Here is a 6,850-nt window from a genome sequence, read left to right on the forward strand (position 1 = left end):
ATGGATATACATAACCCGGACGTCTGGCTGGCGCATCTGCTGGAAGCGCTGCCGGAAGAAAAACTGGCCAGTAAACTCAGCGATGAAAACCCGCAGTGGGAATATATCGACGGTGAAATTGTCAAGCTGGGTTCGCTGAACCACGCGCAGCTTGATGTCCCGGAACTCCAGCGGCAGGGGCTGCAGCTTCTGGCCTCGGAGAGTAAGGATTTTCGCCTGGTGTCACATCTGCTGCGCACCCTGCAACATGCGGGTAACCCGCTACTTGCGCTCAGCGTACTGACACAATACGTCACCCATTACTGGACCATTGCCTGGCCGCAGAGCGCCGCGAATAAGAAACGCTTTGCCGACCAGATCCTGAAACGCTTTGAACCTGGCATGGGGGGATTTGCTGCCACATCTACCCCGGAGCAGCGTGATGCTCTGCTGGGGGAACTGGCAAAACTGGCGCAGTGCTGGCAGGCGTGCGGAATGCCGGAACTGGCGTCTGCCACCGATGACCTGTTCGCGCAGTACCAGCGGGTGTTTCGTGACAGTTCACCCGCGATGACTACGTCCACGCAGCCTGCGGGCGACGTCACCCGCGCCAGCGTCCCGGCAGCCGAGCAGGCTCCTGCTGCAACAGTGCCTGCACCTGTGGTGAACATCGACAGCCATGACGATAAAGCCTGGCGTGACACGCTGCTGAAGGTGGCTGGCATTATCTGCGAACGTCAGCCTGCATCGCCGCAGGGATACCGCCTGCGCCGTCACGCCCTGTGGCAGAACATTACCTCTGCCCCGCAGGCGGAGAGCGACGGTCGCACGCCACTGGCGGCGGTCTCTGCCGATATGGTCGCTGACTACCAGGCTCGTCTTGCCCGTGCGGATATGACGCTCTGGCAGCAGGTGGAACAGAGCCTGCTGCTGGCGCCCTACTGGCTGGACGGCCATCACCTTTCGGCGCAGATAGCGCAGCAGCTCGGCCACTCCGACGTGGCGCAGGCGGTGCGTGATGAAGTTCGTCGTTTTGTGGCGTGTCTGCCTGCGCTTACTTCCCTGCTGTTTAACGACCGTTCGCCGTTTATCAGCGACGCCACCCGGCAGTGGCTGGCCGATGAACCGCAGAAACCTGCCGCCGTTGCGGTTGCCACGGATGATATGACGCAGCAGGTCTGGCAGTGCTGGCAGGAGCAGGGACTGGAGGCGGCGCTGGCGCTGGCTGAAAAGCAGCCCGGTAATACGCCGCGCGCGCAGTTTTACCGCCAGTATCTGACGGCGCAACTGCAGGAAGCCGCTGGCATGACCCAGCTTGCACAATACCATTACCGGATGCTGTTTAAGGCTGGACTGCACACCATGCTGTCCGACTGGGAACCGGCGTTGCTGGAACAGCTGGAAACGAAACTCGCGACGGAAACGGCGAGCGAATAAAACAGGAGCGTTTTGTGTTCAGAATACCGACTCCCCGTATTCCCCCGCTGTTCAGCGGGCTGGCATCTATGCTCAGACCCGCGATGCCCCGGTTTAAAGTATCCGTGGCCTGGCTGCTGGCACTGGCGTGGGTGATATTGCTGGTATGGATCTGGTGGAAAGGCCCGGCGTGGCGGTTCTACGAGACATACTGGCTGAAACCGCTGACCAGTCGCTGGCTGGCGACGGCGGTCTGGGTGTTGCTGGCCCTCATCTGGCTGACTGTAAGCGTGGTAAAACGCCTGCAGCGGGTGGAAAAACAGCAGAAGCAGCAGCGTCAGGAAGAGCTGGATCCGCTTACTGTGGCCGTCAACGTTCAGCAGCGTTACCTCGACCGCTGGTTGCTGCGGCTGCAGCGCCATCTGGACAGTCGTCGCTATCTGTGGCAACTGCCGTGGTACCTGGTGACCGGTCCGGCGGGCAGCGGCAAAACAACATTGTTGCGCGAAGGATTTCCGGCAGATGTGATCTATACGCCGGACGCCAGCCGGGGAGCCGACCAGCAGGTCTTTATCACGCCGTATGTCGGCAGACAGGCGGTGATTTTTGATACTGATGGCGTGCTGGCAGATCCGGATGACGGCAACCAGTTACACCGTCGCCTGCGCGAGCACTGGCTGGGATGGTTGCTGCAGAAACGCACGCGCCAGCCCCTTAACGGCCTGATCCTGACGCTGGATCTGCCTGATTTACTTACCGCCGACAAACGACGCCACGAGCATCTGGTACAGACGTTGCGCGGCCAGCTGCAGGCGATCCGCCAGACTCTGCATTCCCGTCTGCCGGTCTATATCGTGCTGACCAAGCTGGATCTACTGGCCGGGTTTGCCGCCTGGTTCCGTGCCCTGGATCGCAACGGGCGCGACAGTATTCTGGGGGTGACGTTCACCCGCAATGCCCATGAACGCGACGACTGGCGCCGTGAGCTGGATACCTTCTGGCAGTCCTGGGGACAGCAAATGAACCTGGCGCTGGCGGACCAGATGCTCAGCCAGTCCGCCCCGGCGGCACGCAGCGCGGCGTTCAGTTTCTCCCGCCAGATGCTGGGGGGCGGGGAGACAATTGCCCGACTGCTGGAAGCGTTACTGGACGGTGAGCACCAGGATATCTGCCTGCGCGGCGTCTATCTGACCTCTTCCCTGCAGCGCGGACAGATGGATGACATTTTTACCCAGTCCGCCGCCCGCCAGTACGGGCTGGAACAGAGTTCCATGGTTGCCTGGCCGCTGGTCGATACCACGCCGTACTTTACCCGTGAGCTGTTCCCGCAGGTGCTGCTGGCCGAGCCGAATCTGGCCGGGGAAAACCGCCTGTGGCTGACCCAGTCTCGTCACCGGATGAGTCTCTTCGCCGGATGCGGCGCGGTGGCAGGGTTACTGCTTATCTGGGGCTGGCATCACGGGTATAACGAAAACTACCGCGCCGGGCAGACCGTGCTGGCGCAGGCGAAGTCCTTTATGGCGGTGCCGCCGCCGCAGGGCATGGATGACAGCGGTTATCTGCAACTGCCTCTGCTGAACCCGGTGCGTGATGCCACACTGGCCTACGGCGACTGGGGAGACAGAAGCTGGCTGGCGGATATGGGGCTCTATCAGGGGACGCGGGTGGGGCCTTACGTGGAGCAGACGTATCTTAAATTGCTGGAACAGCGTTATCTCCCGGCACTGCTGAACGGGCTGGTGAAGCAGATGAACAGTGCGCCACCGGAGTCGGAAGAGAAACTCGCCGCATTGCGTGTCATCCGCATGCTGGAGGACAAGAGCGGGCGCAATGATGCGGTGGTGAAGCAGTTTATGGCGAAACGCTGGAGCGAACAGTTTCACGGAAAGCGTGATGTTCAGGCGCAACTGATGTCACATCTTGATTATGCGCTGGCGCACACCGACTGGCACGCACAGCGCCAGCAGGGGGATGCCGACGCCGTCAGCCTGTGGGCACCTTATGGTAAACCCGTCGCCGCGGCGCAGAAAGAGCTGAGTAAGCTGCCGGTTTATCAGCGGGTATACCAGAGCCTGAAAACGCGGGCGCTGGGCGTACTGCCCGCCGATCTCAGCCTGCGCGATCAGACTGGACCGACGTTTGATCAGACATTTATTTCCACCGGCGACAATAAGCTGATCGTTCCGCAGTTTCTGACCCGTTACGGCCTGCAGAGCTATTTTGTGAAGCAGCGTGAGGAGCTGGTGAAGCTGACCGCCATGGATTCCTGGGTGCTGGCCCTGACGCACAATGTGACCTACAGCGAGGCTGACCGGACGGAAATTCAGCGCCAGCTTATTGAGCAGTATATCAGCGATTACACCGCCACCTGGCGGGCTGGCATGGATAACCTGAATGTCCGGGGATATGAAAATCTGGCGGAACTGACCGGTGCGCTGGAGCAGATTGTCAGCGGCGATCAGCCTTTTCAGCGGGTTCTGACGGCGCTGCGTGACAATACCCGTCCGCCGCTCCTGCCTGAAAAGCTGAGCGACAAGGAACGCGCCCAGGCGCAGGCCGAACCTGACTGGCAACTGCTGAACCGTCTGGGGCATGAGTTTGCGCCCGAAAACAGTACCCTGGAAGAGCAGAAGGACAAAGCCAGCACCCTGCAGGCGGTCTATCAGCAACTGACCGAACTGCACCGCTATCTGCTGGCGATACAGAACGCGCCGGTGCCGGGAAAATCGGCCCTGAAGGCGGTGCAGCTCCGGCTGGATCAGAACAGCAGCGATCCGATTTTCGCCACCCGCCAGATGGCGAAAACCCTGCCTGCGCCGCTTAACCGGTGGGTGGGTAAGCTGGCGGAGCAGGCGTGGCATGTGGTGATGATAGAGGCGGTCCATTATATGGAGGTGGACTGGCGCGACAATGTGGTGAAAACCTTCAACGATCAGCTGGCGGATAAATATCCGTTTAACGCCCGGTCGAAAGAAGATGCCTCGCTGGATGCGTTTGAACGCTTCTTTAAACCGGGAGGCGTGCTGGATACGTTCTACCAGCAGAACCTGCAACTGTTTGTGGAAAACAGCCAGGGGCTGAACGGGGAAGACAGTGTGGTGATCCGTGAAGATGTCCTGAACCAGCTCGATACCGCGCAGAAGATCCGCGACATCTTCTTCAGCCCGCAGAACGGGCTGGGGGCGCAGTTCGCGGTGGAAACCGTGGCGCTGTCGGGCAACAAGCGGCGCAGCGTACTGAACCTGGACGGACAACTGGTGGATTACGCTCAGGGGCGCAACTACACGGCGCACCTGGTGTGGCCGAACAATATGCGCGAAGGCAATGAGAGCAAGCTGACGCTGGTGGGCGCGGGGGGCAACACCTCGCCGCGCAGTATTGCCTTCAGTGGCCCGTGGGCGCAGTTCCGCCTGTTTGGCGCAGGGCAACTCACCAGCGTGCAGGACGGCACTTTTACCGCCCGCTTCAGAGTGGACGGCGGCACCATGACTTACCGTATCCACACCGATACGCAGGACAACCCGTTTGCCGGCGGGCTGTTCAGCCAGTTCCGGCTGCCGGATACGTTGTACTGAGGAGGTGACGACGATGAGTACGGATATTCAGACGATTATCACCGGCCAGGATCCGCGCGGTCTGCCGGAGTTCAGCGCCATGCGCGAGGAGATCAACAAGGCCAGCCACCCGGCGCAGCTGGAGATGAACTGGATGCTGGTGGAGTCGCTGGCGCTGACCATTTTTAAGTCCAACGGCGTGGATTTGCATACCGCCAGCTACTACACGCTGGCGCGCACGCGTACGCAGGGGCTGGCCGGGTTCTGCGAAGGCGTGGAGCTGCTGGCGGCGATGATTGGCCGCGAATGGGATAAGTTCTGGCCGCAGGGTGGGGCCGCGCGCACGGAAATGCTGGACTGGTTCAACGCCCGGACCGGCAATATTCTGCGCCAGCAGCTGGCTTTTTCCGAAGCGGACCTGCCGCTGCTGTATCGCGTGGAGTGGGCGCTGCAGGTGATTTGCGACAAACTCCAGCAGGTGGAGCTTAAGCGCATCCCCCGGGTGGAAAATCTGCTCTATTTTGTGCAGAACACGCGAAAACGCTGCGAGCCTCAGCCGAGAGAGAAAACGGCAAACGCGGCGGCGAAAACCACGGTTCGCACGTTGATGTATATGCCAGAGAGCATGGAAACGGCTGGCGCTCCCGTACCGCCGTTGCCGGAACTGCCAGAGGTGAGGGTAGTCGTCCCCGAAGAGGCAGCCGCAGTATCGTCCCGGACCCGGGGGATATCGGGAAACACCCTCAAAGGTTTTATCGCCGGGATACTCTGTAGCGCGGTTGTCACGGCTGTCGTCTGGTGGTGGCAGGTTTATCCTCTGCAACAGCAGGTGGCGGCGGCACGTGATACGGCGCAGGGGGCGGCAACAGTCTGGCTGGCATCGCCACAACTGAGCGATTACCCGCAACGGCTACAGCAACTGGCCGGTGCTTCGCCGTTGCAGCCGCTGGAAGCCGGTCAGCGAATGGTCCGGATGGCCGACAGCCGCTGGCCGGAGAGTCTGCAGCAGCAGCAGGCCACCACCACGTGGAACGACACCCTGAAAGGTCGCGCGGCGAACAGCCCGCAGATGCTGGGCTGGCAGCAGACGCGGGCAGATTTGCGTTCGTTTGCCGAACTGCTGGTTCAGCGTGAGCAGGCGAAAGAAGGCTTCACGCTCTCTTATATCAAAACCGTGGTTTACCAGGCTGAGCGCTCGCTGAATCAGGACACGCCGCTGGAATACCTTCTGACACAGTACCAGCAGGCGCAGTCTGCCGGAAAAAATACCGGGATGCTGGAAAAACAGATCAACGAACGGCTGGACGGGGTGCTGAGTCGCTGGCTGCTGTTGTCGCAGAGCCAGACGCCGGAAACGCCGGACGGTAAACCAGGAAAATAAAGGAGTATTGCTATGGCAAATCTTGTGTATCTGACATTAAACGGACAGCTTCAGGGGCTGATTTCAGCAGGATGTTCGTCGCTGGCATCCATCGGAAATAAAGCGCAGCTGGCGCATCTGGATCAGATTATGGTGACAAGTCTCAAACATGGACTGAGCCGGGCGCAAAACGTTAATCATCAAACGCTGGATATGAGTAAACCGGTGGATAAATCTACTCCACTATTGAGCAAGGCGATTAATGAGAATGAATGCCTGACCTGTGATTTTGAGTTTTACCGGACTAACCGGTTTGGGATTAATGAATTGTATTATCGGGTAAAACTGATCAACGCCAGAATAGCCAGAATCACGTTACAGGTGCCTCATACCATCCTCAATAGTCAGGGGCAACCGGAAGAGGTTATTTCGTTCAGCTACGAGAGTATTACTCAGGAGCACTGCGTTGCTGGTACGAGTGCATACAGCCTGTGGAGCGAGCGGATATTCTGTAGACTGGCCCCCTGAATCACCAGACAAC

At 59.8% G+C, this 6,850-nt stretch carries 4 protein-coding genes; all 4 read left to right on the forward strand.

Translation table 11 applies throughout. From position 1 onward, the window contains the following. From tssA to FDX14_RS24130, 4 genes are read left to right on the forward strand one after another with little or no spacing between them, the layout of a single operon-like run. Positions 1-1,416 (forward strand): type VI secretion system protein TssA, encoded by a 1,416-nt coding sequence (tssA, locus tag FDX14_RS24115; RefSeq protein ID WP_137350398.1) that lies wholly within the window; start codon positions 1-3, stop codon positions 1,414-1,416. Between the two features lie 14 nt (positions 1,417-1,430). After that, positions 1,431-4,970: a type VI secretion system membrane subunit TssM gene (gene tssM / locus FDX14_RS24120; RefSeq protein WP_137350399.1), complete on the forward strand. Its 3,540-nt coding sequence runs from the start codon at positions 1,431-1,433 to the stop codon at positions 4,968-4,970. 13 nt (positions 4,971-4,983) lie between these two features. After that, positions 4,984-6,330, forward strand: coding sequence for a VasL domain-containing protein (locus FDX14_RS24125; RefSeq protein WP_137350400.1), 1,347 nt, complete (start codon positions 4,984-4,986; stop codon positions 6,328-6,330). A gap of 12 nt (positions 6,331-6,342) precedes the next feature. Beyond that, a complete protein-coding gene (locus FDX14_RS24130; protein ID WP_137350401.1) occupies positions 6,343-6,837 on the forward strand; it encodes an Hcp family type VI secretion system effector in 495 nt (164 codons plus the stop codon). Positions 6,838-6,850: the final 13 nt, after the last annotated feature.

It is taken from the genome of Citrobacter sp. wls710, from assembly GCF_005281115.1.
Taxonomy (GTDB): domain Bacteria; phylum Pseudomonadota; class Gammaproteobacteria; order Enterobacterales; family Enterobacteriaceae; genus Citrobacter; species Citrobacter werkmanii.

Excerpts from the sequence above, each read along its gene's own strand:
- FDX14_RS24130 (WP_137350401.1), top strand. The coding sequence starts at position 6,343 with ATGGCAAATCTTGTGTATCTGACATTAAACGGACAGCTTCAGGGGCTG.
- tssA (WP_137350398.1), top strand. The coding sequence starts at position 1 with ATGGATATACATAACCCGGACGTCTGGCTGGCGCATCTGCTGGAAGCG.
- FDX14_RS24125 (WP_137350400.1), top strand. The coding sequence starts at position 4,984 with ATGAGTACGGATATTCAGACGATTATCACCGGCCAGGATCCGCGCGGT.